Raw genomic sequence first — 24,379 nt, 5'->3', positions numbered from 1 at the left:
GACATGGCAGCAATCACCTTTGACAAGGCGACCCTCCAATATCCCGGCAACCCCCGCCCAACTATCAACAACATGGACTTGCAAATTCGTGACGGCGAATTCGTAGCTGTCGTCGGCCCATCCGGGTCGGGCAAGTCCACCACGCTTCGCATGGTTGCGGGTCTCGAGAAACTGACAGGAGGTGAAATCTATATCGGTGACGTTCCTGCATCGACGGTAGCCCCGTCCAAGCGTGACGTGGCAATGGTGTTTCAGTCGTATGCCCTTTACCCGCACATGACTGTCGCGGAGAATATGGCGTTCGCACTGAAGATGCAGAACATCAAGAAGGACGAACAAGCTCGTCGAGTAGCTGAAGCATCGCGCCTACTGGATCTTGACCAGTACCTCGAGCGGTACCCCAAGGCGCTCTCTGGCGGTCAGCGCCAGCGCGTCGCTATGGGCCGTGCAATCGTTCGCGATCCGCAGGTCTTCTTGCTGGATGAGCCACTATCCAACCTTGATGCGAAGCTCCGCGTGTCTACCCGTGCTGAGATCAGCCAATTGCAGCGCCGCCTCAACACCACAATGTTCTACGTGACGCATGACCAGACGGAAGCCATGACCATGGCAGACCGTATCGCCGTCCTCGAGGGCGGAAATATGCAACAAGTAGGAACCCCTGACGAGCTGTACATGCAGCCCGCCAACGCTTTCGTGGCTCAGTTCATTGGCACTCCCTCAATGAACATGGCGACAGGAACTATCGAAGGCAACCAGATTGCCATTGGCCACATTCAACTTCCTCTTCCGGCACTCAAGGTTCAGCCCTCAACCGAGAAGGTACTCGTGGGCATGCGCCCGGAAAATTTCCGCGTTGTGTCGGCTGAAGAAAGCGTCGCAAGATCTCGCGCAGAGTATGTAGAGAATTTCGGGTCCGATAAGTACGTTCACGTCTCCATCGACGGTTTGAATGATCTTGGTGACATCCTCATTCGTGTGCCGAACACCGCGAAGATTACCCGTGGGGATGTATTCGGCATCGACTTCGACAACGAGTTCATCCACCTCTTCGACGGAGAGACGAAGGAGAGGCTGAACTGATGACTACGTCGTTGAAGGGCAACGCGGACAACGCCCCGACCCCAGACGCAGATCTCGAGAAGCCTGAAAAGCAACGAGTTCCCCGCGAGAAACCGGAAACCTGGGCCTGGTTCTGCATTTTGCCGGCTCTGCTGTTCTTCTGCGTATTCGATTTCTTCCCGTTCTTCCGGGCTATCTACTTGTCGTTCACATCGACTGACTTGTTCGGTCGTCCTGCCGGCTTCGCGGGCTTCGACAACTACGCGAGCATGTTCGCCGACCCGACGTTTCTCTCCACGTTCGCTCGAACCCTGATCTTTACGGTTCTGTCGGTCATCCTAAAGCTGGCACTGGGGCTTGCGATCGCGCTCCCGCTCTCTTACCGGTTGAAGGGAACCTTCTGGATGCGTCCCGTGGTTCTCATCCCGATGGCGATCTCGACCGCTGTGGGCACTCTTGTCTTCCGCCAAATGTTCGCTCCCGTCGTCGGCTTTTTTGACCAGGTTGCCGGCCTCATGGGGTTCGACCAGGTCGGTTGGCTCACGAGCCCGAAAGTCGCCTTGATCTCCGTTCTGATCACAGACGTATGGATCGGTATCTCATTCGTCGCGCTGCTCATGATGGTGGCGATCGACGGCATCTCCGCCGAGATGATCGAAGCAGCGAACCTCGACGGTGCCACAGGTTTCAGGTACATCCGGTACATCATCCTGCCGTCGATCGCTCCGATGCTTCTGGTCCTCTCTGTGACACAGGCGATGGCCGCGATGAAAGAATTCACGGTCTTCCAGGTGCTCACCAACGGAGGCCCTGGAAACTCAACACGCACGATGGTGCTGGATATCTACGACTTGGCGTTCGGCGGAGGTACCGCTGACTTCGCTGCAGCGTCTGCTCGCGGCATGGTCCTGTTCCTCATCATCCTTGTACTCACCCTGATCCAATTCCGGCTGACTAGCCGAGGAAAGAAGTAGGTGTAGCAGTGAATAACAATCTGCGCTCCCCCTTTGCGACAGCCGTGATCTGGATCTGGCTGCTGCTCGTGTGCCTCAGCATCGCTTTTCCGGTCGTCTACGCACTGATCGGCTCATTCCGCGCCTCGGGCGATATCCAAGCTGGCCTGCAGTCCCTCTTTTTCGGCGAAACGACCTTTGACAACTACCCACGTGCCTGGAGCCAGTCCTCAATCGGGCAACAGTTGATCAACTCTGTGATCGTGACTGTCTGCCAGACTGCTGGACAGTTCATCACATCCGTCCTCGCCGCATACGCACTGGTTTTTGGGCGTCTTCCAGCAGCATCGAAGTGGCTTATTTTCTTCCTGCTTCCGATGATGATCCCGTCAGAGGTCGCTGTCATTGGTAACTACCTGACGGTGCGCCAGATGGGTTTCTACGACACTGTGGTTGGCATTTTCTTGCCCTATCTGGCTTCTAGTTTTTCCCTGTTCCTCTTCTACCAAGCCTTCCGCGATTTCCCGAAAGAAATCCATGAGGCAACCATCCTGGAAGGCGTAGGGCCATTCAAATTCCTCTGGTCCTTCCTTCTCCCTCTCAACCGATCTGTGTGCATGACTGCGATTGTCACCAGCGCAATCGCCGCGTGGAACGGCTACATGTGGCCGTTGCTCATCACCCAGTCGGCATCTGTCCGAACCATCCAGCCCGGCATCAAGGCGCTCGCAGACGAAACCGCTGTGGACACTGGCCTTGTTCTTGCCGGTCTGATCATCGCTGTCATCCCCACTGTCCTGCTCGTGATCTTTGGTCAGAAGTACTTGACCCGCGGGCTTACCGAAGGAGCTGTTAAGTAATGAAGAAGTTTTTCGCACTCACCACTGCCACCCTGTTGACCTCCACCACCCTCGTCGCATGCGGCGGAGCCGGCGGTGGTGAAACCACCAAGAATGCCGATGGAGAAATCGTCGTTGATTTTTGGCACTCCGCTTCTGGTGCTGCTGCGACGACGCTCGAAGAGATTGTCAACGACTTCAACGCCGAGCACGAAGGCGAGATTGAGGTCAATGCTTCTTACCAGGGCTCCTACGAGGACTCCATTTCGAAGTTTATTGCGTCCGTGCAGACCGGCGACCTGCCTGCGATGCTGCAGGCTTCCGATATCCAGACTGCGTACTTGCGTGATTCCGGTGTGATTACTCCGGCTCAGGAGATCACTGATGATTATGACTACGGCAATCTGGTCGACGCGGTGAAGAACTACTACCAGTTCGAAGACAAGGTCTACTCGATGCCATTCATGGTGTCTCAGCCGGCCATGTACACGAACGACGATGAGCTAGAGCAGGCTGGTGTCAACCCCGACGATCTTAAGACTGTCGAAGGTCTGCTGGATGCCACCGAGAAGATCCACGAGAAGACGGGTCATGCTGGCCTGACTTTCCACCACTCCGGCTGGTACATGGAGGAACTCCAGTCCTCGATGGGTGACTATCTGTGCTCGCCTGAAAACGGTGTCTCTGAACAGGCCACCGAGTTCAACCTCGAGTCTCAGGAGAATGTCGCCCTTTGGGAGCGCATCGGCGAACTGTACGCGAAGGGCGCGATCCATAACCCCGGGTCCGATGGTTCCGCAGCTACGGGTGCCTTCCTGTCCAACGAGGCCACCATCCAGCTGAATTCATCGGGTAACTACGGCAACATTCAAAGTGGTAACCCGAACTTCGAATGGTCGATCCGTTCCCTCCCGCGCGACACCGATGAGGCTGGCGCTGTCCCGGGCGGTAATTCGCTGTGGTCGATCAAGGAAGGTCACTCCGAAGAGACACAGGAAGCTGTAGCTGAGTTCATGAAGTACGTGGGCTCGGACGATGTACAGAAGAAGATCTTTGACGAGACCGGCTACCTGCCCACGACCACCGGTGCTGGCGAAAGCTTGTCCGATCTGGAGCCCCAGCAGGAAGCGCTCATCGAGCAGCTGCAGAGCACGCCGGAGAACAAGGTGACCGCTGGATGCAAGACCGGTGCGCTCAACGCTGCCCGGAAGTCTTACGAGGCCGCAATGTCTTCCATCGCGAACGGTACCGACGTTAAGAAGGCTCTCGCCGAAGCTCAGCAGGGCGCAAACAACGAGATTGCCTCGTACAACGAGCGTGCTGGTAAGTAATTTCGATCGAAGGTCACTCCTGTATGTCTAAACTCCCTCTCGCTCCAGATCAGCGAACATTCGAAAAATTCACACCCAGTGGTGTTGCAAAGAGGCATCGCGGCTCCACTTTTGTTGCTCACGTTGTTCCAGATAGCGAAAGCTACAAACTGTGTGAGCGCATCCAGGCGGATGTGCGCGAACGCGGTCTCGATCATCACTTCGCTTTGCTACCTCCTGCGAGTTTTCACATGACCGTCTACCCCGGTCTGAAAAGCCGCGAGTTTGCAGGCGAAGAAGATCGGTGGCCCGACTGGCTGAAGTCCGCTCCGAACATGGCCACCGCGGCAGCACTGATGTGTGACCGTCTGCGTGAAAATGTCGACCAGATTCCTGAGCTTCCGAACCTGCGTATGCGCCCCACTGGTGTCTACGATCTCGGAGTCTCTCTGACTGTCGGACTCGTACCGGCGGACGAAGAAATGGCTGCGGCGTTGAAAAGCTTCCGGGAGGCACTCCGTGAAATCCTCGAAGCGAAGGATACGAATCTGGACAGCTACAGGTTCCACTGCAGTCTTGGCTACCGTTTGACCGACCCGGAGCTGACAAATGATGTCAATCAAGATCTCTCCGAGATCTACACCGGCTGGGCAACAGAACTCGACACTCTGGAACTTGAACGACCAGCATTCAATATCTTCGACGACATGCTGGCTTTCCCGCCCCTGATGTTCTTCTAGCCACACAGCCAGAAGCCGCCTCCAGACCACGGAGGCGGCTTTTGTTGTTGGCAGTTTGTTTATCTTGGTTGAGCCGTAGTGCGTCTGGCGATTAGCTCGCCCGCATGATGCTCATGCAGTGGTTCGAAGGAGGCGTCAGGGGATTCCACAAGACCCACAATTCGTTCTGCGGCTCTCCGTCCTACCAGCTCGACTGGTTTCTTAATCGTCGTCAACCCGATCAGATCAAGTCCGTCCAGAACCCCATCCGAACCAGTCACGGAAACATCCCCAGGAATATCAATCCCGCTCTCGGTCGCTGCCCGAAGCACTTCCAAGGCTTTCCTATCGTACAGCGAGGTTATCGCGGTGAAACCTCTCTCAACAGTCTTTTCCACCCAGGCTCGAAGCTCAGCGCCATGCACCCCGAAAGCGTTCTCACTGTGTACCTCGAGCCCGATCGATTCGGCATATTGCTTCTGGGCGTGCACTCGCGCCCAAGTCCCCATTGAACGATCCTTCGGCGCATCCTGCATCATGATGCGTTCGTGCCCTAATTCAACGAGATGATCGATCAACATTCGTGCATGCTGTTTTTCATCGAAGCCAATTGCATGCAGCTCACCGGTAGGTTCTGGACGGCCGACAACAACCAACGGCAGCCGATCCGCGAAGCGTTGCAACTGATCAGGCTCAACCCCACCAACTGACACGATCATTCCCTGGATAGGCATTCGTGCCAGGTTCTCCATCACAGCCTCGCGGTTATCGTGCGATGCATCGACGATCGTGTGCTGAATGACGTGGTAGCCCCTCGCGAACAGCTCTTCATGCAGATAGCGGTTGAGTTGTGCGAACACAGGGATTTCAACGGAGCTCAAGAAAAGACCGATCGTCGGCGCAGGCTCTGCACGCATCATCTGTGCTGAAAAAGCAGGGATATACTCCAGTTCAGCGATCGCTTTCTGAACGGCTTTCCTCGTTTGGTCTGCAACTCGGGCATCTTCTTGGATCACTCGGGAGACTGTCGATTTAGAGACCCCCGCTACCTTGGCGACATCCACAATCGTGGGCTTAACAAGCTTGCGCCCTGCACGTGTGTGCCTAGGGGATCCCGGTTTTTTCGCGACAGACATATTTCGGTTTTAGGAGTTACTCGCAATTCTATTTATTATTCGGCTGCCCAAATTAAAAAGGCAACGAGCGTAGCTCAAAGCCCTTGATCCACAGGACTAGGTCTGCTACGCCCTTTTCCTTATTTATAACTAATTACCAGATCTGCTTGGCGCAAGATCCCAAGATTTCCAGAACAAACTACGGCGTCAATCCATGATTGCTAGACCTGAACAGCACGCTACACAGGACTTTTATACAAAGCCCTTCCCAGACTGTGCTCACCAGTCCCTAACGCAAGAAAATCACGGCAACAGCTACGTATGTCCATCACGATGAAATCCGCAACGATCCCCGCAGCCACCGGTGTGTGAGTGCTGTGCTTCCAGCGAAGAGCGCCACACCCACCGCAAGCGCTATGAGGAAGCGCGCTGGGGTCGCGGCGGTCTCCGGCCAAGCGGTCGGCGCAATGATCCAAAGAGCACTGTCGGCGAGGACATCCCCGCCGATCGTGGCGGAAAAGATGGTCACCACCAGCGTTAGAGCAAGGGCCCAGCCCACGCCCCAGCGGACGGTGACGGCCAGCGAAATAAATGCCATCGCACCGCCGATCAGAACGGCGAGTAGAAAACGACGGGCGCTATCGATAGGCATTGCCCCGCCAAAAGCTGTGGCAATGAGCGCGACAAGCACGACCACAATGAGTAGCCAACCAAGCAGTGCCCCACGGACGCGGGGGTGCTCGATTTGCATGAGCGACCATGCCGGGCGCAGCTGTGGCCACACAAGCACCGGCAAAAGGCCCGCGCCGACGGGAAGGATCGCGTAGGTGAACAGGCCCGTGCGCACGGATGCGTCATAGCGCAAGGCAAACAGCATGACCAGCGCGGACACAATGACGCACGCGATCACAACCGGGTTCAGCGCAGCACGGTGAATGCCACGCAGCGCGGCCAGACGCGGTGCGGCGACCGGGCGGTTCACCGCCGGCAACGCGGGGTCATCGGCCACCGGAGCGGTCATCACATGGACAGTCCGGCGAGGCAGACGAAGCGGCGCAGTCCGTGGCGATACCGCCACTGCGCAGACCATCCCCACCACCGCGAGCAGCACACACAGCGCGAAAGCTGGCCACGGTGATTCGTTCAACAGAGGAGAATCCGGTTCCAGCGGTGTGGCGTTGATGTGGAGGCCCATCGCCGGCACGACCAGCCGCATTGGCCATGCCCCGGGGTTGAACCACCACCAGTCACGCTCCGCGAGAAGGCCGAGGCCGAACTGCCACACCAAGGAGCCAAGAAGCGCAGCGAGCAGACCATAGCGCCGACTAATCCCAGCAGCGAGACCAGCTACACCGAGCGCGCCGACCCACGAGAAAAGCCCGATCAACAGGACACGTGGCGCATGGTCCAGACCGAACAGCACAGCAAGTGCCCACGTTGCACCAAAATTGAGCAAGAAGAACAGCCCGAGCGCAGCCCACACGACCAGCAGGCGTGCAGCACGCGTCGCATGCCTCGATGCCGGGCGCCACAGCGTACCGCCCGAGCGAGATTGCTTCTCCCGCTGCTCCACCAGTCCGGCATACAGCGCGGCGATCGGGGCGAGCATTCCTGTGACCAGCAATGCCTGCCAGTTGAGCATGTCGGTGGCGTCGTCAATGTTGCCCACCAGTGACAGTGCGGAGAGCACCACGCTCAAAACCAGGCCGCCGCCAGCGAGCCACCACAGGACGGACCCTTTGGCCCGAATCCATTCAGCGCGCAATTCCCGCATCGTGTCTAGCGCACCTCCCCTGCCACAGCGGTACCGCGGGTGAGCTGGAAGAAGGACTCCTCCAGGTTCGGCCCGAGTTCGCGCAGCTCCCCAGCAAAACGCACCGTACCGTCGGCGATCACGGTCGCATCGTCGGCCAGGTGCAGCACCTCACCGAGCTGGTGCGAGCTGACCAGCACCGTGCGCCCGGCGCGGGCATAGTCCCGCAAATACCCACGCAGGTGCGCGATCCCCTCCGGGTCGAGGCCGTTCTGCGGTTCGTCGAGCACCAGCACTGGCGGCTCGCCGAGCAGCGCCTGCGCCAGTGCGAGGCGCCCCTTCATGCCGGTGGAGAAAGTCGACGCCTTCTTCTTGCCCGCGGCACCCAGCCCGACGAGCTCAATGACCCGGTCCGCCTCCGAATCCGGCAACCCGAGCAGCGTCGTGTGCACCCGCAGGTTGTCGCGCGCGCTGAGGTGCCCGTAGAACGCCGGGTCGTTGATCGACGCACCGACAAAGCGCAACCGCGAACGCTCAAACGGCTGCCCCATCAGCGTCACCGCGCCGCTGTTCGGCTCAACGAGTCCGAGCAGCACCGACATCAGCGTCGACTTGCCGGCGCCATTCGGCCCGAGCAGCGCATGCACACGTCCGGGAACGGTCGTCAGCGACACTCCGTCCAGTGCACGGTGGTCGCCGAAAGCGACGGAAACGTCTTTGCAGGCAAGGTGCGAGTTGATCATGCGCACCATTCTTCAGCGCCAGGTCAGCGCTGTGATCCTCCTGCGGGAGGAATTTCTACTCAGCGATTCCCGCCCGTTGCGCGATCAGCACCAGTGCCACGCGGTCGCGCGCGCCGAGCTTGTGCAGCAAATTCTTCACGTGCGTTTTCACGGTCGTCTCCGCGATGAACAGCCGGGCCGCCACCTCAGCATTCGTCGCCCCCGCTCCGATTTCCGCGAGCACTTCGACCTCCCGTCGCGTGAGCAGCGACAGTGCCTGCCGCTGAGTATCACTCAACGCATTTCGCTTATCCACACCTCCTCTCACCCATTCCAGCACCCTCCCCGTCACACCGCTGGCCAGGACGGACTCGCCGCGGGCGACCGTGCGGACGGCGTCGGCAAGCACGTCCGGATCTGCGTCTTTGAGGAGGAAGCCGTGCACGCCCGCTTCAATCGCCTGCTGCACCAGAGCATCGTCGTCGAACGTGGTCAGCATGATCACCTTGGGCCCCAACGGCATGATCTGCCGCGCCGCCGAAATCCCGTCGAGCACCGGCATCCGGATGTCCAGCACCGCAACATCGATGCCGTGGTTCTTCGCCTGTTCGATGGCTTCTTGACCGTTCGCGGCAGTGGCCACCACCTCAATATCCGGCTGTGTGTTCAGGATGGTGGAGAGGGCGGAAAGGAGCATGGGTTGATCGTCGACAAGCAGAATGCGCATCTCATACTCCCAACGTCGCGGTGACGGTGACCGTGTTGTTCTCCTGCGTGACCTCGAGCGATCCGCCTGTGGCGCGAGCGCGCTCCCGCATACCGACGATGCCCGTGCCCGCCCCCGGCCGCGGCGCCATGCGCCCCGTCGACGCAACGGTCACGACGATCGCCTCTGTGCCCTGCTCGACCGTGACCCGCGCAACCGGATTCTCCTGGTGCTTGACCGCGTTGGTGAGCGCTTCCGCGACAATCCTGTTGGCCGCCTGGGCCGTGACAGTGGGTATGCTGAGGCGCTCCGACGCGTCGAGCGCAACGTCCATGCCGCTGGCGCGGAAACGCGCGATCACCCCTGGTAGCTCGTCAGCTGTGGCGGCTGGCGCGAGCCCCGGCCCCTCGTCGCGCAACCCTTTGACCAGCAGGCGGATGTCTGCGAGCGCGTCCCCCGCTGTGTCCCGAATGAGCTCGAGCGACTCCCGCTCCGTGCCCGCGGTAAGCCCCGCATTCGCCTGCACCTTGATGAGCGCCAGCGAATGCCCCAGCACATCGTGAATGTCGCGTGCCGTGTCCAGCCGCTCCTGCTCCCGCGCCGCCGCCAAGCGCTCCTCCCGCATCCGGGCCTTATTTTCCTTGGACTCCTCCTCAGCCGCCCCGTTCGCCGCGACCAGGTACGCCACCGCAAGGACCGTCCAATGAAGCGCCAGCATCAACGCCGCATCGAACGGCCGCCGGTAGAACAGCACGAGCCGCTCGTCCCACGTCCACATGAACGGCGAGATGAAACACCACGCGGCCGCTACTGCCGTGAGAATGCCGGCGAGTGTCATCCCTGGTTTCGCTTTCACACTGCGGGCGTTGCGTCGCGCGGTATAGATAGCCAGCGGGACAAGGACGACCCAGAACGTGTAACCGATATTCGTCGGCGCGACCAGCCACAGCACCGACCACGCCACATTCAGCCCCACCATCAGCGCCGATGCCGTCCTCGGGCGCGACTGCCACCTCGACAAAGCAGCGACGAACCCCCACGACAACAGTGCCTGCACCCACTCCGCTGCGCCCGCATCCTCGGTGAACAGCAACGCAGTGTGCAGCAGCGCCAGCACTGCCCCCAAGAGGGCCACCACGAGCTCACCGGATTTCACATGCACGCGCTCGAGCCTATCCGGCCAGCGACGGTGCGCTCCTCCTCCCACGGGAGGAGATTGAGATCCAGGAAACTAGAAACCCGAATCCATACCGGGGTCAATTTCTTCACGTATGAATCGTGCAAAACCAGGAGCGCTGAATTGAACATATCCATGCCCTGCTGTGTCGATAAGGCCTTTATTTAATAGAGAGCGTCTAGCTACGCCGAGCCCATCCGATTGCTTGCCCATCGCGTGAGCAATGGAAGCACGCTTGACCGGCTCATCTCCTTCAGCTGCCATCGCCTGCAAAAAGCTCATTTCTGCTGGCGTTGCCTTCTGCCAACGAGCCCGGAAGAAAGAATTTCGCATTGCGTTAAATCCCTCCAACGCGGCTCGAACCTGTTCAGCCTCAATTGTTGTGCCGGACCCTGGGTACCCACTGGACCGCCATGTCTCATCTCCAATGACCTGGATGAAGTAGGGGTAACCATTCGCAGAATCCAGCGCCATTTCAAGCGCCTCCTCGTCCCAACGAACTCCCTTATCCGCAGCTGGGCGCCGCAATGCCTCCTTGGAGTCTCGGCCTGAAAGATTTCCCAGGTGCTGGTAGCTGAAGCGCTCTGCGAAACTGACTGCATCAGTAATCACATCTTGGGCATGGCTCAAACCTGCGCTGAAAACCGCCATCGGCAAATTGGGGGCCTCAGATTGCAAATGTTGCCATGCATAGGCGACAGCTTTCAGACTCTCCGCATCTGCTGCTTGAATTTCATCGATAAATACGATGAGCCCGTTTCCACGTTGTACAGCTGCTTGACCAGCCGCTATGAGAATCTCCTGCAGCAATCTACTGGGAGCAGTGATTTCCGCTTCCTCCCCGGATACCCCTCCAACTGAAATGCCGCCTATCTGAATCCTCACTGACTCGAGAAGCTCGCCGAGCTTGTCCCCGAGTTCTCCCTTCCACGAGCGTGTGAGACCTGACAATGACTCAATCAAGGAGGTCACCAGAGAACCCTCTCCAGCAGTCACCCACACCGTCTCAAATCCTTTCGAAACGGAGTACGACTGTGCTGAACGCAGCAGGCTGGTCTTTCCAACGCCTCTTGGCCCCGAGTAAACCTTGATACGCCCTATCAGGTGCGGTTCGGCAATCTGGAACGCTAAATCCCTTTTAAGATCTTCCAGTATTTTGTCGCGCCCATAGATCTCTCGCGCGACTTGGCCAGGAGTGTACGGACTGATATTCATGGCTCCCCCTTTTTACGTTTAAGCCAATCGTAAACAAGCGTAAACACTAAAGTAGCAGGTAAATTCTTCCATCTCGCAATATTCGCTATAGAGTAATTTACGTTTGGGCCAATCGTAAACAAACGTAAATGTCGGACCGTCGGGCCGAAACGCACCCGCGCTAGGATGACGCGCGTGCCAAACATGCTCGAATTGCTCCCCGTTGACCTCGCTGACCCGCTGGCGATCATGCCGGAATTAGAAGCAGCGATCGCCGGGCAATGCGCGGTCCTGCCGGTGCCAAAGAACGACCGGGACCGGGCAGAAACACTGCGGACGACAATGCGGGCGGGCCAGTCGATCGATGATTCTGTGGCCATGGTGGTAGCCACCTCCGGATCGACGGGCACGCCAAAAGGCGCGGAGCTTTCCCCGGTCAACCTCATTTCCAGCGCGGATGCCACCCACCAATTCCTCGGCGGGCCTGGGCAGTGGCTGTTGGCCATGCCCGCGCACCATATCGCTGGCCTGCAGGTCATTGTGCGCAGCATGGTCGCGGGAGTTGAGCCCGCATTTGTGGACCTCACCAGCGGGTTCCACGTCGTTGAATTCGCTGCACGCGCTGATGAACTCGCTACCACCGGTGAGCACATGTACACCTCTCTTGCCCCGATGCAGCTGGACAAAACCATGAGCACGCTCACCGGCATTGAAGCACTCAGGCTTTTCGACGCCGTTCTTGTCGGCGGCGGAATGATCGACCCAAAGCTGCTCGAATCCGCAAAGAAACTCCGCATCAATGTGGTAACCACTTACGGATCATCAGAAACATCAGGTGGCTGCGTCTACAACGGCACCCCCCTTGCCGGGGCACAGGTCCGTGTCAGCGGTGGCCGCATCTACCTCGGTGGGCCCATGATCGCCCGCGGTTACCGCAATATCCCCGATCATGAAGCCTTTGCCGAGCCCGGCTGGTACGCCACCTCCGATGCTGGCGAGCTGGACAACGGTATCTTGCGCGTCACCGGCAGGCTGGACAACATCATTGAGACCGGTGGATTGAAGCTCCAGCCCGAAGTCCTCGAATCCTTCATGCAGAGCATCGACGGTGTCACCGCTGCCTGCGTCGTGGGCATTCCCGACACGCGCTTCGGCCACCAGGTATGCGCTGCATACACAGGTCCGGCTCCAGTCAGTGACTTGATGGAGGCATTCGATGATCTCCCCCGCTGGCAAGTGCCCAAGGATCTCCGCCACATCGATGAGATGCCCACCATCGGGCCGGGCAAGGTCGACCGTTTGGCAGTCCGCGAGCTGTTCTAGTCAGGGCACTCCATCAGCGGAGTGAATTTGTTTACATCGGCCGTATGCCTGGGCGTTTATAAGCCCTGGCTGCACGGTTTTGGCCTTGGGTGGGCAGGGTGGCCGATGTAAACAGATTCACCGCTTTGTCTCAGCCGATAGTTTCGGACGCCACCATCAAGGAGCTAGTCCACCGGCAAAGCAGCTTGCAGCTTATCGACGTCCTCGTCCGTATACGTCTTCGCGATCTGCACATCGTTGCCACCACGCCAGTGGTTGTGGTGCACGAGTGCTTCACGCTGGCTAGCCGGGATAACGGAGAACTCGCGCGGGTGTGGGTAGACCTGCCGGACCAGGTGGTCGGAGCGGAGGGCGCAGTGGTTGAGCCAGACATCGTCGGCACGCAAGGCCTTGTCTTCGAATGCTCTTCCCTGCTGCGCAACATAATCCACCATGGAAGGCGGGTAGGCAACGCCCGAGACACCGGTGGCAAAGTGCCGATGTGAGGGGGTAGTGGACTTGGTTGCGCGCCATTCCTTATATGGCCGCATGCCGTTTTCATCGAGCGTGATCGTGTGTGCGCGATAAGCCACCACGCAGCGCGGATCCGCATCAGCGGCATTGACCAGTTTCTCGGCGAACCAGCGTGGGTACATCATGTCGTCATCAACCGTGATCACGCGTGTACCGGTTCCAGCCATCTCACGGAAGGTGCCGAAGTACTTCGTGTGCGGCCCGTACTTGCCATCGGAGCAGCGAATGATCAAGCCGCGCTCCTGCAGACGGTGCAAGCCCTTGGGCCAACGACCGTTGTAATCCTCCTCATCGAGCCAGAGGATCACCGGGAAACGACGAGTCCCCACGAGCAGGGAGGCAATACAGTACACAGACGTGGAAAGGCGCTTGCCGTGAGACGTCAATGAAATGACTGTCTTATCCTCACCGGCCTCACCGAGTTGGGGGAACGACAGCCGGGGTGCGCGGGCAGCCAGAAGCAAGCCCGGTTGGCGGGCAATCGTTCCGGCAGTGTGCAGCACTTGGCGGACGGCATAGTCGATCCACATGAAGCGTTACTCTAGTCGAGCTTCACTTGGGTCCCGCTTTGAGTGCATGATGGTTGTCATGAGTGAGAGCGATGACACCACCGGATCCTCCGGTGAAATGAATAACACTAGCAATAACGCCGGGTCGGCCACTGCGAAAGATTGGTGGCAGGCCGCCCGCCCGCACACCTGGTTCAACGCTGCCGCACCCGTGATCGTGGGTACTGGTGCCGCGGCTTTTGAGTTCTGGCTGAGCCTGCCGGGGGCTTTGCTCGCGCTGGTGGTGGCGATGGGCTTGATCATCGGTGTCAACTACGCCAATGACTATTCTGACGGGATCCGCGGAACAGATAACGACCGAACAGGTCCGACACGCCTCACAGCATCTGGCCTTGTGCGTCCGGAGCAGGTGAAGCTTGCGGCATTCATTTCTTTCGGTATTGCTGCTGTTGCTGGACTGATCCTGGCGATCATCAGCGCGCCGTGGCTGATCCTCGTCGGCATCGTCTGCATCCTCGCCGCATGGTTCTACACCGGCGGGAAGAACCCGTATGGTTACCGCGGTTTCGGCGAGGTGTCTGTCTTCATCTTCTTCGGTCTCGTTGCCGTGCTGGGAACGCAGTACACGCAGGTCGGCAACATTTCTTGGGTGGGCGTCGGCTGCGCGGTGGGCGTTGGCGCGATCTCTGCTGCGATCAATTTGGCCAATAATATCCGCGATATTCCAACGGACACGGAAGCAGGCAAGCGCACACTCGCAGTCATGCTTGGCGACGTCCGAGCTCGCCGCCTCTTCATCGCCCTGACCCTCACACCTTTTGTGATCACGGTCTTCATCGGCGCGGCCTACACACCGACGCTGCTGGCGCTCATCGCACTGCCGCTGGCGCTTGGTTCGATCTTGAAGGTCCACCGCGGTGCCACCGGCAAAGACCTGATCCCGGTACTCGGCGCCAATGGCCGAGCAATGCTGGTGTGGGCGATCGTCCTAGCTGGAGCCCTGATCGCTGGCTCGCCGTTCCTGACCTTGGGCAAGGCAGTTCCTTACACCGATTTCGGCTGGACAACGCATATCCCTGACAATATGTAGCGCTTAATTGAGTCGTGGGGGCACACCCCTGCTGGGAGTTTTTATACGTGTTAGATGTCATCACTGGCTTTGCCATCATCTTCGTTGTCATCAGCGCGGGATATGTCTTGGCACACCGCGGTGTCATCGGTCCGGGCGAGCAGCGTCTGATGTTCAATCGGGTCGCCTACTGGGTGGCCTCCCCCTCTTTGCTGTTCACCACGGTGGCTAAGTCAGATACGTCGACATTCCTCTCCCCTGTCGTCGTGGTGGTCTTTTTGGCTACTGCGGTGACCATGGCGGTGTTCTGGGGCATCTCCACTGTGTTCTTCAAGGCGGATGTGCCGACACGGATGGCGGGGGCAGCGTCGGCAAGCTATTTCAACTCGGTGAATATTGGTCTTCCAATCGCGATCTATGTCATCGGTGATGCGACATACGTGGCGCCGGTGCTGTTGATGCAGATGGTGATCATCTCGCCTGTTGTCATCGCGGGGCTTGATGTGAATCCGGATTCGGACGGATCGCGCAAGCAGAACGTGCTTAAGGCCGTGAAATCGGGCATTACCGCCCCAGTGGTGGTCGCTCCCCTAGCTGGCCTGGCGGTCTCGGCTGCCGGGTGGACTGTGCCTGCGCCGGTGATGGAGCCGCTGGAGATTCTCGGTGGGGCTTCCATCCCGATGATCCTGATGAGTTTCGGCGCCAGCTTGCGTGGCGGCAGCGTGCTGGCGAAAGGCCCGGACCGTCCGGCCACGATCACGGCATCGGCACTCAAGCTGGCATTCATGCCGGCGATTGCCTGGCTCTTGGGATTTGCAGCGGGTCTGGAGGGAACGGCGCTTTATGCCGCTGTGATTCTGTCAGCACTGCCCACGGCCCAGAATGTGTACAACTACACCGCGAATTATCAGGCGGGTGAAACAGTCGCACGCGACACAGTCTTCATCACAACGTTCGCGTCCCTGCCAGCGATGATCATCATCGCCTTGCTCTTCGGCAAAGGGATCTAGCGGTCAGCCAGCTCGTCGTTGACCCACTGCTTGCGGGCACGACGCTGCTCATTCCACATCGCCATTGCTTCGGTAGCGGCAACGCGCTGCTTGGAGAAGATCAGCATGGACAGCGGGAATGCCACGATCAGGGCAAGCAAGGCGGACATGACGAGGGGAATCGGGGCGTCGATAAGCACTGCTACTGCCTGAATAACCACCGTGAGCACAACGAAAAGCGCAAGACGCAGCCCACCATAAACGAGGGCTGCGCGGTTGGCGCGCTTACGCACCGATTCATCCAAGGCGGGGGCCGTCGAGTCGTGGCTGGTCTGAGGTGCTGCTGAGTCCGTCACGCCTGTAGAGGGTACCCGCCCCAACCGTTATCGAGGAAACCAACCACCTGCCAGTATCGTGGAGGCATGGGACGCGTCATTCTCATTCTTCTGGTCATCCTCGCAGTGTGGATGCTGTGGCGGGCGTTCGGGCCTGGCAGCAACGAGCGCTACGGTTCACTGCGCCCGAATAAGCAACAGCAGCCACCGGCCATCAAGGGGCCGGATGATGACGAGGAATTCCTCTGGAATATCGAGAAGAACCGCTTTAAAGAGCGGCGCGCAAAAGAAGAAGCTGAGCGCAAAGCACGCGAAGAGGAAGAGCGCCGGCTGCGACGCGAACGCTTGCAGCGGCCGGAAGACCCAGACACCGGGTCAGATCCGGAGCAGTCTTAAGGCTTAAGCGTTCTCCCCGGCCCCCGCAGCAGCGGAAGCATCAGTGGATGCATCGGTCGAAACATCCGCATCTGTCTTTTCCACCCACTTAATGGTCAACCCCAGCGCGTCTGCGACTGCGGCGACCTTCTCCCATCGCACGCCCGCACCACCGTGCTCAATGGTGTGCAGCGTTGAGCGTGACACTCCTGCGGCGGTGGCGACTTCCTGCTGCAAGCGCCCAGCCTCACGGCGCCGCTGCGCCAATGTGGCGCCCAGCTTGATCAGGACAGGGATATCGCTCGCGGGTTTGCCGGTTTTATTGCGAGGGGAAGGCAAGTGAAATCTCCTTGTCACCAAACGTAAGTGAAAATAATTTTTACTACACGCTGTGCGCTTAGTCCAGCCCCCAAAAGCAAAATCGGGAGTGCGAAAAGCACTCCCGACGAACTCCTGAAAACCTAGTTCAGACCAGCATAAGAGTGCAGGCCGCTAGCCACCAGGTTGATGAAGAACAGGTTGAAGATACTGGTGACAAATGCCGCCACGTTGATCCACGCCGCCTTCGAATTGCGCCAGCCAGCAGTAGCGCGTGCGTGCAGGTATGCCGCGTAGAGAATCCAGGTGATCAGCGCGACGGTCTCCTTCGGGTCCCAGCCCCAGAAACGGCCCCAGGCGACCTCGCCCCAGATCGCGCCGAGCATGATGCCAATACCGAAGACCGGCAGGGTGACAATCGCGGTCTTGTATGCATAAGAGTCCAGCTTCTTCGCCGTCGGCAGCGGCTTAGCCACCGCACCGAAGAAGCCCTTTTCCTCACCGCGTGGCTGCCAGATACGCAGCAGGTACAACAGGGAGAACATGCCGGAGATCAGACCCAGCGACGCACCGATAGACACGGTGGAAACGTGGAATGGGTACCAGAACGACTGCAGTGCCGGCACCAGCGGAGCGGCCTCAGCGTAAAGCACCGTCGCATCCAAGAAGATCAGCACGATCACCGGGGCGAGCAGCCACGGCCACATCGTGTGCCAGCGCTTCTTCTGAATGATCACGGCAGCCACGACCATCGCAATCGCAGTGAAGCTGAGCACGAACTCGTACATATTTCCGAAGGGAAAACGGCTCACGGCAAGGCCACGAGTCACGGTGGCGACCACGTGGAATGCAATCGCGACCCAGATTAAGCCCTGCGCAGCGCCCGCCATTTTGCGGGAGCGTTCACGCGCGGTTTCCAGGTCCGCAGCGGTAGTAGCCTGCTTATCGACGCCATCAACCGCCGTCGATCCCCCATCGCCAACCGCGATGAGTTCACGATCCTTGGCTTCTGTCTTTAGCTCACGGCGCAGATCAATCACTGCCTGTGAACGCATGTAGTGGATGCAGGCCAGAATCAGCGCGACAATGTAGACCGCGAATGCGGTGCGCAGCGACAGATCGGACACTTGGGCCAGGGAAGTATTGACGGGCATGGAAGTTACGCTACTCCACGTCGCCAAAACGGCCAAGGTGTTCAGGTTGAAAACGCGCCAACGGGGGTGAAATGCCCTGTTGGGAACGTCACCCACCTAGAAAAGCTAGTGCCACTCTTCTTCGTCATCGTCGCGCTCATCGGCACCGCCAGCACGACCGGAACTGTCAGTGTCAGCGCCATCGTCAGTATCAGTGCTACGACCATGCAGGATCTCTTCGACGATGTCATCGAATTCACCGCCCCATCCGGCGCGGTCGGTGCGGGCAAGACCGGCGAGTTCCACGCGGACGGTACCGCCATCGGTCGGATAGAAACGCACCCACACGCGACGACGCTTGATCAGCAGTGAGCCGATCAGTGAACCAAGCATGATCGTGGTGGCCACGAGTGCCCAGAACTGCGTCGGGTCGCGGGAGATCTGGTAGTTGGCGTATTCAGCGGCACCGTCGAAACGCACGGTGACTACCTCGTCCTCGCCCTCCGGTGTCTTCTTACCGGTGGGAATCTGCGCTTCCTCCCCGGCGGCCAGATGCACGCGGTCGGCGCGCTGCAGCTGCCCGTTTGCGATGAGTGCTTGGTCCAGAGTGAAGAAGTTCTGCGGGCGGCCCGTATCCAGACCGGCATCACCGGCATAGACATCGAGCGAGACCGCCGGGTCATTCATCGACGGGAACGCAGACTGCAGCATGTCACCATTCGGACCAGTCCACTGCGCAGTCGGGGCAAAGACACCTTCGATGGCCAACTGGTGCTGGCGACGCTCGCCAAGATCCGGGTACATGCCCGCCGGCGGATCAAAGCGCATCACGCCGTTGGACAAGAAGAAAGTCAGGTCCGTTGGGCGGTACTGGATCATCTGCGTGCGGGATTCACCATTCGGCCACGTCACCGTGATCTGCGGGGCGAAACCGTGGCCCTGCAGGTAGACACGATCACCGCCGATGCGCAGTGGGTGGTTGACCTGCAGCCGGTAGTCCTCCCAGGTCTCAGGGTCGGTAGCCATCTCATCGCCTGCTGCGAAAGAGACACGGGAGCCGAAGGAATCAGCCTGGCCATTATCTAGGTATTCCGCGGTGAAGTCGTGGGAGACGAAGCAGAAGGGGGTGAGACCGGTGCCGTCGAAAAGCGGTCCGGCGCGGAAGGTATCAAAATTGGCGGGGGACGTATTGCAGAACTCGCGTGTCTGTTCCACGGGCACTGCGTATTCCGATTCGGAATTGGTGACCATGATGACCTGGCCTTCGTAGAAGACCATGCGGCCGTACGCGAAAATCGCGATGATCGCCACGATGGAGATGTGGAACAACAAGTTCGCGAGCTCACGGGTGTAGCCGCGCTCCGCGGACAGGGACACTGCCCCGGCGCGGTCGGCAGAAGGCTCATAACGCGCGACACGCCACTTGCGCAGGGTGCGTTTCGCGTGTGCCACTGCATCTTCGACCGGCATGTCCACCTCGCCGGTGGCGTGGTGTGGCATGCGCTGCAGGTATTTCGGTGCACGCGTCGGATCCGCGTTATATGCCTTGTAGTGGTCGATCGAGCGCGGAATGATGCAGCCGATCAAGGAGATGATCAAAAGCGTCAGCAGAGCGACGAAGACGGGGGACGAGAAGACGTCGAAAAGCATGAGCTTGTCGTAGATCTTGCCCATCACCGGGTTGGCTTCCAGGTACTCGTTGACCTGGCTTTCGCTGATCTCACGCTGCGGCAAAAGTGCGCCCGGAACGGAGATGAGCGCGAGCAGGAACAGCAGGACCAGCGCGGTACGCATACTGGTCAGCCAATGCCAGAGCTTCTTTGCCCAAGTCATCGCGGTGTTAAGCATGTCGTTTCCGAATCATTTTCACGTCCGTTACAACTACAGCAAGGTGGTGCCGTAGCCGTCCACCCATTGGCGGGTCCAACCGATGAACACGTTCCATGCTCCGGTGAGCAGCAGCACACCGACGATGATCATGGCCACTCCGCCGATGATCTGGATAGTACGCGAGTGCTTGCGCAGGAAACCGATCGCCTCCACCGCATGCGCGGAGCCGAGCGCCATGAGCAGGAACGGAATGCCCAGGCCGAGGCAGTACGCGACGACCAGGATGATGCCGCGCACGGCAGTGAACCCATCGGTGCCCACCGACACGGAGATCACCGCGCCGAGCGTGGGCCCCAAGCACGGGGTCCAGCCGAGCGCGAAGACCCCGCCGAGCAGCGGCGCGCCAAGCCAGGTCGCCCATTTCTTCGGTTGCATGCGGGTATCGCGCTGCAGCATGGGCACCGTGCCCATGAACACCAGGCCCATGAGGATGGTGATCACACCGCCGGCGCGCATGAGTGTCTCTTCATTGAGCCTGATCAGGCTGATCGCCCCCAGCACCGTGACGGTGGCCAGCAGGAAGACGACGGTGAAACCGAGAATGAACAGGCATGCAGCGCCGACCACTGCCCATTTGCGCTTGCGCCCCACGGCTACTTCACCGTTCTCAGTGGTCACTTCCCCACCGACGATGCCGGTGAGATACGACATGTAGCCCGGCACGAGCGGGACGACGCACGGGGAGGCGAAAGACACCAGCCCGGCGAGCGCCGCCGCGAGAATTCCCAGCAGCAGCGGTCCGGAGGCGGCGAGGTCAGCGAATGTCTGTCCCATTTACGCCTCTGCCTCAGCCGCCAGACGGTCGGTGACTTCGATGATGTCATCGGCGGAGATCTCGCGCAGGAACACCGCGGCCGGGCGGTGTTGTTTGTCCAGGATCACGGTGGTGGGGATCACCGAGGTGGGGAAACCGCCCAGCGCACCGGCGGTGCGGAACGGTGGGTCGTAGATCGACGGGTAGGTCACGCCGTTGTCGGTGACGAAGTCCCGGGCGATCTCCGGCTGGTAGTCGCGCACATTGATGCCCAGCACAGTGCCAGTTGGCGTACCGCCGTCACCAGTGTCAGCGAGATGCTGCTGCACCTCTTCCAAGTCGTCGACCTCCGCGCGGCACGGCGCGCACCACTGCCCCCAGGCGTTGAGCACGACGATCTGGCCGTCGAAATCTGACAGGGAGATTTCTTTGCCGGGCTCCATCAGCGATTCACCGGAGAAATTCTCCAGCGGTGCGCGATCCGCTTCGTCATAGAAGATCTCCACCTGGCCACCGGGCGAATGGAAGGAGAATGTCTCAGCGGAATCCGGGCTCGTGCACGCCGTCAACGTCGTTGCGGACAGTGCACCTGCGCACAACAGTGCGGCGATTTTGCGGGGGCGGTTAGCCATTAGATATCCCTCGCTGGCTCGTCGTAGGTCCAATCGGTCAAAGTGTCCCCTTCAAAAACCAGGGACGTCACGCTGGCAAGTTCGCACTGGCGGGAGGCGTGAGCCAAAGGCTTGCCAGCGGCCCAACGCTGCATCATCACAATCGGCAACTGATGCGAAACCAAGATCGCCTCATGACCTTCAGCTTCCCGGCGCGCACCAGCAACAGCACGCTGCATGCGCTCGAGAATCTCCGTGTACGGCTCACCCCAGCTCGGCTTGAGCGGATTCGTCATATGCCGCCAGCGGATCGGGTTGAGCAGCTGATTCGGGAAACCCTTGGTGCGCAGGCCTTCGAAGATATTGCCAGCTTCGATCAGATCCCGGTCAGTCTGGATCTCCAGACCGGTCACTTCCGCGATCGGCGCTGCGGTTTCTTGCACGCGCTCCATTGGGGAGGCCGCCAAGTACACCACGTCCCGGCCCGCAAAGCTCTTCGCGGTGCATGCCGCCATGGAGCGCCCGCGGGAACTCAAGTGAAAATCGGGTAGCCGCCCATACAGGATCTTGCCCGGGTTGTGCACTTCCCCGTGACGCACCAGGTGCACGACGGTTTTCGCCATGGTGGGTTCCTCTCCGCGCCGTGTGTTTTAAGCGTCCGGTGTGGCTGCCGCCGCTGCTTCAGCTGCAGGACGCAGCGCCTGTTCGATCTTTTCAAAGTCTGCATCGGTCAAAGCCGTGGACACAAACCAGGTTTCGAAGGCGCTCGGGGCGGCGTGCACACCTGCGTCGAGAAGCGCGTGGAAGAAGGGCGCGTAGCGGAACGTGTCCGCTGCCTTCATGTCGGCGAAATTATTGCCCTGACCTTCAGCGAAGCGCACGGAGAACATCGTGGCTGCGCGCTGGATATTGTGTGCGACACCTGCGCGATCAAGCGCTTCGTGCAGCAAGGTAGCCATGCGGTCGGCATTCGCGGAAAGCTGCGGGTAGATCTCCTCAGAAGCAAGGCTTAGCGACGCAGCACCAGCCGCCATCGCCACCGGATTACCCGACAGCGTGCCTGCCTGATAAACGGGACCGGTCGGCGCGAGCTTCTCCATGATCTCCTTGCGGCCACCGAAAGCTGCAGCAGGCAGACCACCGGAAACGACCTTGCCAAAGGTGGTCAGGTCACCTGCGACATGATCGACGCCGTACCAACCCTGGTAGGAGGTGCGGAAGCCAGTCATGACCTCGTCGATGATCAGCAGCGCGCCATCAGCATGAGCAATGTCCTTGAGCCCCTGGTTAAAACCCTCCACCGGGGCGACCGTGCCCATATTGCCGGCAGCAGCCTCGGTGATAATCGCGGCGATCTCACCCGGGTGAGCAGCAAAAGCCTCACGCACAGCATCAAGGTCGTTGTACGGCACGACGATCGTGTCGCCTGCCTGCGCACCAGTCACACCAGGGGTATCCGGCAGCGCGAAGGTGGCCACACCGGAACCAGCAGATGCCAGCAAAGCATCCACGTGGCCGTGGTAGCAGCCCTCAAATTTCAGGATCTTCGACCGGCCCGTGTAGCCACGCGCCAGGCGCACAGCACTCATCGTGGCCTCCGTACCGGAATTGACCATGCGGACCTGCTCCACGCTGGTGCGATCCACAATCATCTCGGCCAATCGCACCTCTGCCTCAGTCGGCGCACCGAAAGACAAGCCATCTTTCAGGGCCTTCTCAACAGCCTCAACGATCTGCGGGTGGGTATTGCCGTGAATCATCGGGCCCCAAGAACCGACGAGGTCAACGTAGGAATTGCCGTCGACGTCGATAAGCGTCGAGCCGTGCGCTTCCTTGATGAAGCGTGTTTGTCCCCCCACAGAACCGAAGCCGCGCACCGGCGAATTCACGCCACCTGGGGTGACGGCCTTGGCGCGCGCGAAAAGCTCAGCGGAGCGAGCGGTATTCTGCGACGTCGGGGCGGATGGCACATTAGATGCGGAAGAAGTCATGGCCACGATTCTAGGCCAGAGCCCCTCATGCGCGAAGAACCCCGAATCGCTGTGGTTCATCCCCCGAATCTGCGGGACAGATTTTTGGTTCGGGGGTATCCAGTTGGATAATTCGGGGTATGGATGTTGACCACTTGGTCCCCGAAATGACGCTGAAGCGCGGCGCGGTGGAAGCTAGTGTTTCTGCTTCCGGTGCGGCAATTCGTTCGCTTACGGTTGATTCACGTCCGTTGCTACGCAGCTTTGAAAAGGGCACGCACCCACCGCAAGCTGCAAATATTGTGCTCGCGCCTTGGCCGAACCGCGTCGCTGATGCGACCTTCACCTTCCGCGGCACCACCTATTCGCTTGAAGTGACCGAGCCGAACCTCGGACATGCACTCCACGGCTTCACCGTGCACCGCATCTTTGAGATCGACCGGTCAGCTACAGGCGATGATCACGCAACGCTGCGCACCGTGCTCGGCCCTGAGCCTGGTTGGCCCTGGCCAATCGAGCTGACCGTGCACTACCAGCTCACCGACGACGGCCTTGATGCATCCATGACAGCGGTGAACCTCGCCGATGAACCAGCCCCGTGCGCACTCGGTGTGCACACCTACCTGGAGGCACAAGGCGCGCATTCAGATGAATGCACCTTGCACCACACCATCGCGCAGCGACAACCGCTGGATGCACGCAACATCCCGACCGGGGAACTCGAGCCCTGGCCGAATAGTCCCATCCAGATGTGCGATACGTGGCTTGATGATGCCGGGTACGACCCAGTGCCCGACCGGCCACGTGTCGCACGCTTGGTGGATGCAAGCGGAACCGGTGTGGAACTGGCCGCTACGGCGAATCTGCCGTGGACACAGATCTTCACCTCCCCGCAGCGTCACGTAGCAGTCGAACCGATGACTGCTCCCCCAAATGCACTCGCCACCGGCGAGGATCTGACCGTGCTCGACCCCGGCGGCCACCTGACGGTGGGCTGGTCGGTACGGGCGATTACACACGAAAACTAGAAAGCGAGATTC

25 protein-coding genes are annotated in these 24,379 nt (G+C 59.7%); 10 read left to right on the top strand and 15 right to left on the bottom strand.

From position 1 onward, the window contains the following. Positions 1-3 precede the first annotated feature (3 nt). The 5 genes from Q0X21_RS01990 to Q0X21_RS01970 are packed head-to-tail and all read left to right on the top strand — an operon-like array spanning position 4 to position 4,904. On the top strand, positions 4-1,083 hold the full coding sequence (locus Q0X21_RS01990) for an ABC transporter ATP-binding protein (protein WP_297850024.1): 1,080 nt from the start codon (positions 4-6) through the stop codon (positions 1,081-1,083). Then, positions 1,083-2,036: a carbohydrate ABC transporter permease gene (locus Q0X21_RS01985; RefSeq protein ID WP_297850023.1), complete on the top strand. Its 954-nt coding sequence runs from the start codon at positions 1,083-1,085 to the stop codon at positions 2,034-2,036. Before Q0X21_RS01990 ends, Q0X21_RS01985 begins: the two co-directional genes overlap by 1 nt. 8 nt (positions 2,037-2,044) lie before the next feature. After that, positions 2,045-2,875, top strand: coding sequence for a carbohydrate ABC transporter permease (locus Q0X21_RS01980; RefSeq protein WP_297850022.1), 831 nt, complete (start codon positions 2,045-2,047; stop codon positions 2,873-2,875). Then, entirely contained in the window at positions 2,875-4,185 is a 1,311-nt protein-coding gene (locus tag Q0X21_RS01975; protein WP_297850021.1) for an ABC transporter substrate-binding protein, read from the top strand. Before Q0X21_RS01980 ends, Q0X21_RS01975 begins: the two co-directional genes overlap by 1 nt. A gap of 23 nt (positions 4,186-4,208) precedes the next feature. Then, positions 4,209-4,904, top strand: coding sequence for a DUF1868 domain-containing protein (locus Q0X21_RS01970; protein WP_297850020.1), 696 nt, complete (start codon positions 4,209-4,211; stop codon positions 4,902-4,904). 59 nt (positions 4,905-4,963) lie between these two features. Here the strand turns inward: Q0X21_RS01970 and Q0X21_RS01965 are convergent, their stop codons facing one another. The 6 genes from Q0X21_RS01965 to Q0X21_RS01940 form a co-directional block, all read right to left on the bottom strand. Beyond that, complete coding sequence (locus tag Q0X21_RS01965; protein WP_297850019.1) at positions 4,964-6,019, bottom strand: LacI family DNA-binding transcriptional regulator; 1,056 nt, start codon at positions 6,017-6,019, stop codon at positions 4,964-4,966. Positions 6,020-6,326: 307 nt separating this feature from the next. Continuing rightward, positions 6,327-7,772 carry a hypothetical protein gene (locus Q0X21_RS01960; protein WP_297850018.1) on the bottom strand — a complete coding sequence of 482 codons (1,446 nt, stop codon included), beginning with the start codon at positions 7,770-7,772 and terminating at the stop codon, positions 6,327-6,329. Between the two features lie 5 nt (positions 7,773-7,777). Beyond that, the gene (locus tag Q0X21_RS01955) at positions 7,778-8,494 is read right to left on the bottom strand and encodes an ATP-binding cassette domain-containing protein (RefSeq protein ID WP_297850017.1); all 717 of its coding nucleotides are present in this window, start codon (positions 8,492-8,494) and stop codon (positions 7,778-7,780) included. Positions 8,495-8,549: 55 nt separating this feature from the next. Next, positions 8,550-9,200: a response regulator transcription factor gene (locus Q0X21_RS01950; protein ID WP_297850016.1), complete on the bottom strand. Its 651-nt coding sequence runs from the start codon at positions 9,198-9,200 to the stop codon at positions 8,550-8,552. A gap of 1 nt (position 9,201) precedes the next feature. After that, positions 9,202-10,341, bottom strand: coding sequence for a sensor histidine kinase (locus Q0X21_RS01945; RefSeq protein WP_297850015.1), 1,140 nt, complete (start codon positions 10,339-10,341; stop codon positions 9,202-9,204). A gap of 69 nt (positions 10,342-10,410) precedes the next feature. Then, positions 10,411-11,571, bottom strand: a complete 1,161-nt coding sequence (locus Q0X21_RS01940) for an AAA family ATPase (protein ID WP_297850014.1) — start codon at positions 11,569-11,571, stop codon at positions 10,411-10,413. A gap of 165 nt (positions 11,572-11,736) precedes the next feature. Here Q0X21_RS01940 and menE point away from each other — a divergent pair, with 165 nt between their 5' ends. Continuing rightward, positions 11,737-12,873, top strand: coding sequence for an o-succinylbenzoate--CoA ligase (gene menE / locus Q0X21_RS01935; RefSeq protein ID WP_297850013.1), 1,137 nt, complete (start codon positions 11,737-11,739; stop codon positions 12,871-12,873). Positions 12,874-13,037: 164 nt separating this feature from the next. On the opposite strand, the gene Q0X21_RS01930 is transcribed toward menE, so the two are convergent. Beyond that, positions 13,038-13,916 (bottom strand): glycosyltransferase, encoded by an 879-nt coding sequence (locus tag Q0X21_RS01930; RefSeq protein WP_297850012.1) that lies wholly within the window; start codon positions 13,914-13,916, stop codon positions 13,038-13,040. A gap of 97 nt (positions 13,917-14,013) precedes the next feature. On the opposite strand from Q0X21_RS01930, the gene Q0X21_RS01925 reads away from it, so the two are divergent. Together Q0X21_RS01925 and Q0X21_RS01920 are read left to right on the top strand one after the other, a co-directional pair. After that, positions 14,014-14,985: a 1,4-dihydroxy-2-naphthoate polyprenyltransferase gene (locus Q0X21_RS01925; protein ID WP_297850060.1), complete on the top strand. Its 972-nt coding sequence runs from the start codon at positions 14,014-14,016 to the stop codon at positions 14,983-14,985. Positions 14,986-15,032: 47 nt separating this feature from the next. Then, the gene (locus tag Q0X21_RS01920) at positions 15,033-15,974 is read left to right on the top strand and encodes an AEC family transporter (RefSeq protein WP_297850011.1); all 942 of its coding nucleotides are present in this window, start codon (positions 15,033-15,035) and stop codon (positions 15,972-15,974) included. Here Q0X21_RS01920 and Q0X21_RS01915 read toward each other — a convergent pair. Beyond that, entirely contained in the window at positions 15,971-16,309 is a 339-nt protein-coding gene (locus Q0X21_RS01915) for a DUF4229 domain-containing protein (RefSeq protein WP_297850010.1), read from the bottom strand. The two genes, Q0X21_RS01920 and Q0X21_RS01915, sit on opposite strands and share 4 nt — an antisense overlap. Positions 16,310-16,375: 66 nt before the next feature. Here Q0X21_RS01915 and Q0X21_RS01910 point away from each other — a divergent pair, with 66 nt between their 5' ends. Then, positions 16,376-16,684: a hypothetical protein gene (locus Q0X21_RS01910; RefSeq protein WP_297850009.1), complete on the top strand. Its 309-nt coding sequence runs from the start codon at positions 16,376-16,378 to the stop codon at positions 16,682-16,684. A 3-nt stretch (positions 16,685-16,687) separates the two neighbouring features. Here Q0X21_RS01910 and Q0X21_RS01905 read toward each other — a convergent pair whose 3' ends face one another. The 7 genes from Q0X21_RS01905 to hemL form a co-directional block, all read right to left on the bottom strand. Beyond that, positions 16,688-17,002 (bottom strand): helix-turn-helix domain-containing protein, encoded by a 315-nt coding sequence (locus tag Q0X21_RS01905; protein WP_297850008.1) that lies wholly within the window; start codon positions 17,000-17,002, stop codon positions 16,688-16,690. A gap of 122 nt (positions 17,003-17,124) precedes the next feature. Beyond that, positions 17,125-18,135: a c-type cytochrome biogenesis protein CcsB gene (gene ccsB, locus Q0X21_RS01900; RefSeq protein ID WP_297850007.1), complete on the bottom strand. Its 1,011-nt coding sequence runs from the start codon at positions 18,133-18,135 to the stop codon at positions 17,125-17,127. A 105-nt stretch (positions 18,136-18,240) separates the two neighbouring features. After that, positions 18,241-19,962: a cytochrome c biogenesis protein ResB gene (locus Q0X21_RS01895; RefSeq protein ID WP_297850006.1), complete on the bottom strand. Its 1,722-nt coding sequence runs from the start codon at positions 19,960-19,962 to the stop codon at positions 18,241-18,243. A gap of 33 nt (positions 19,963-19,995) precedes the next feature. Then, entirely contained in the window at positions 19,996-20,778 is a 783-nt protein-coding gene (locus Q0X21_RS01890) for a cytochrome c biogenesis CcdA family protein (protein WP_297850005.1), read from the bottom strand. Further along, complete coding sequence (locus tag Q0X21_RS01885; protein ID WP_297850004.1) at positions 20,779-21,390, bottom strand: TlpA disulfide reductase family protein; 612 nt, start codon at positions 21,388-21,390, stop codon at positions 20,779-20,781. Next, on the bottom strand, positions 21,390-21,992 hold the full coding sequence (locus Q0X21_RS01880) for a histidine phosphatase family protein (RefSeq protein ID WP_297850003.1): 603 nt from the start codon (positions 21,990-21,992) through the stop codon (positions 21,390-21,392). The genes Q0X21_RS01885 and Q0X21_RS01880 overlap by 1 nt, the downstream gene beginning before the upstream one ends. A gap of 27 nt (positions 21,993-22,019) precedes the next feature. Then, positions 22,020-23,360 carry a glutamate-1-semialdehyde 2,1-aminomutase gene (hemL, locus tag Q0X21_RS01875; RefSeq protein ID WP_297850002.1) on the bottom strand — a complete coding sequence of 447 codons (1,341 nt, stop codon included), beginning with the start codon at positions 23,358-23,360 and terminating at the stop codon, positions 22,020-22,022. A gap of 119 nt (positions 23,361-23,479) precedes the next feature. On the opposite strand from hemL, the gene Q0X21_RS01870 reads away from it, so the two are divergent. Beyond that, positions 23,480-24,367, top strand: coding sequence for a hypothetical protein (locus Q0X21_RS01870; RefSeq protein ID WP_297850001.1), 888 nt, complete (start codon positions 23,480-23,482; stop codon positions 24,365-24,367). The last annotated feature ends 12 nt before the right edge of the window (positions 24,368-24,379 follow it).

The organism is uncultured Corynebacterium sp. (genome assembly GCF_947253065.1).
Taxonomy (GTDB): domain Bacteria; phylum Actinomycetota; class Actinomycetes; order Mycobacteriales; family Mycobacteriaceae; genus Corynebacterium.
Note: the sequence above shows the minus strand (reverse complement) of the source record. Positions and strands in the feature narration are given on the sequence as shown.